At 53.3% G+C, this 2,653-nt stretch carries 1 rRNA gene; it reads left to right on the top strand.

What is annotated here, in order from left to right:
* Nucleotides 1-2,621: ribosomal RNA gene (locus AC1RKE_RS15970) — 23S ribosomal RNA — on the top strand; the annotation flags it as partial.
* Nucleotides 2,622-2,653: the final 32 nt, after the last annotated feature.

Below are 2,653 nucleotides of genomic sequence, written 5' to 3'. Positions count from 1 at the left end.
CGGGTCAGCGATTGGCGGATTGTTGAAAGGTATAATGAGCTGAATACATAGGCTTCATTAAGCGAACGCGGGGAACTGAAACATCTCAGTACCCGTAGGAAAGGACATCAACCGAGACTCCCGTAGTAGTGGCGAGCGAACCGGGACCAGGCCAGTGCTCTTGTGAAATAAAGACGAACGATCTGGAAAGGTCGGCCATAGTGGGTGAAAGCCCCGTAGTCATCAAACAGCAAGAGACTCGAGTAGGGCGGGACACGTGAAATCCTGTCTGAACATGGGGGGACCACCCTCCAAGCCTAAGTACTCCTCTACGACCGATAGTGAACAAGTACCGTGAGGGAAAGGTGAAAAGCACCCCGACAAGGGGAGTGAAACAGATCCTGAAATCGGAAGCCTACAAGCAGTCGGAGCCCCCAAGCGGGGTGACGGCGTACCTTTTGTATAATGGGTCAGCGACTTCATGTGTCGAGCAAGCTTAAGCCGTTAGGTGTAGGCGCAGCGAAAGCGAGTCTGAATAGGGCGCTAAGTTCGACGTATGACGACCCGAAACCAAGTGATCTATCCATGAGCAGGTTGAAGGTTGGGTAACACCAACTGGAGGACCGAACCGGTGAATGTTGAAAAATTCTCGGATGACTTGTGGATAGGGGTGAAAGGCCAATCAAACTTGGACATAGCTGGTTCTCCGCGAAATCTATTTAGGTAGAGCGTCCGACGAATTCCTTAGGGGGTAGAGCACTGGATGGTTGCGGGCTGCGCGAGCGGTACCAATACTAACCAAACTCCGAATACCTAAGAGAACTATCGGGCAGACACACGGCGGGTGCTAACGTCCGTCGTGAAAAGGGAAACAACCCTAACCATCATCTAAGGCCCCCAAGTACTGGCTAAGTGGGAAACGATGTGGGATTGCTTTGACAATCAGGAGGTTGGCTTAGAAGCAGCCATCCTTTAAAGAAAGCGTAACAGCTCACTGATCAAGCGATCCTGCGCGGAAAATGTAACGGGGCTCAAGCCAGTCGCCGAAGATATGGGTTTGCACTTTGTGCAAGCGGTAGCGGAGCGTTCCGTAAGCCGGTGAAGGTCAGGCGTGAGCCTGGCTGGAGGTATCGGAAGTGAGAATGCTGACATGAGTAACGATAAGAGTGTGAGAGACACTCTCGCCGAAAGACCAAGGGTTCCTGCGTAAAGCTAATCTGCGCAGGGTTAGTCGGCCCCTAAGGCGAGGCTGAAAAGCGTAGTCGATGGGAAGCAGGTAAATATTCCTGCACCAGCTGGAAGTGACGGATGGCATAACTTGTACGGGCTTATTGGATTGTCCGTGCAGGGGCGTCGTCCCAGGAAATAACTCCAGCAGAGACCGTACCCGAAACCGACACAGGTGGTCAGGTAGAGCATACCAAGGCGTTTGAGAGAACTGTGCTGAAGGAACTCGGCAAATTGCACGCGTAACTTCGGAATAAGCGTGACTCACCCTGGGCAACCAGGACTGAGTGGCACAAGCCAGGGGGTAGCGACTGTTTAGCAAAAACACAGGGCTCTGCGAAGCAGCAATGCGACGTATAGGGTCTGACGCCTGCCCGGTGCCTGAAGGTTAAAGGGAGGAGTGAAAGCTCCGAACTGAAGCCCAGGTAAACGGCGGCCGTAACTATAACGGTCCTAAGGTAGCGAAATTCCTTGTCGGGTAAGTTCCGACCTGCACGAATGGCGTAACGACTTCCCCACTGTCTCCAGCACAGGCTCAGTGAAATTGAATTCCCCGTGAAGATGCGGGGTTCCCGCGGTCAGACGGAAAGACCCTATGAACCTTTACTATAGCTTCGCCTTGGCGTTAGCGACCGTATGTGTAGGATAGGTGGGAGACTATGAAACCGGGGCGCCAGCTCTGGTGGAGTCGTCCTTGAAATACCACCCTTACTGTCGTTGACGTCTAACCGAGGACCGTTATCCGGTCCCGGGACATGGCGTGGTGGGTAGTTTGACTGGGGCGGTCGCCTCCCAAAGTGTAACGGAGGCGCGCGATGGTGAGCTCAGAGCGGTCGGAAATCGCTCGTCGAGTGCAATGGCATAAGCTCGCCTGACTGCGAGACTGACAAGTCGAGCAGAGACGAAAGTCGGCCATAGTGATCCGGTGGTCCCGAGTGGAAGGGCCATCGCTCAACGGATAAAAGGTACTCTAGGGATAACAGGCTGATTTTGCCCAAGAGTCCATATCGACGGCAAAGTTTGGCACCTCGATGTCGGCTCATCACATCCTGGGGCTGGAGCAGGTCCCAAGGGTATGGCTGTTCGCCATTTAAAGTGGTACGTGAGCTGGGTTCAGAACGTCGTGAGACAGTTTGGTCCCTATCTGCCGTGGGTGTTCGAAGCTTGAGAGGATCTGTCCCTAGTACGAGAGGACCGGGATGGACATACCTCTGGTGTACCTGTCATGGCGCCAGCTGTGCAGCAGGGTAGCTAAGTATGGAATAGATAACCGCTGAAAGCATCTAAGCGGGAAACTAACCTCAAAACAAGGCTTCGCTGAGGATCGTGGAAGACTACCACGTTGATAGGCCAGGTGTGGAAGCGCGGCGACGCGTGAAGCTTACTGGTACTAATAATCCGATCGGTTTGATCGTTTCTCAGCAAAACTCATTCGATGATCATCAAT

Source organism: Brevundimonas sp. GW822-FHT03E11, from assembly GCF_058801445.1.
This window is presented reverse-complemented; position numbering and strand designations above follow the sequence as displayed.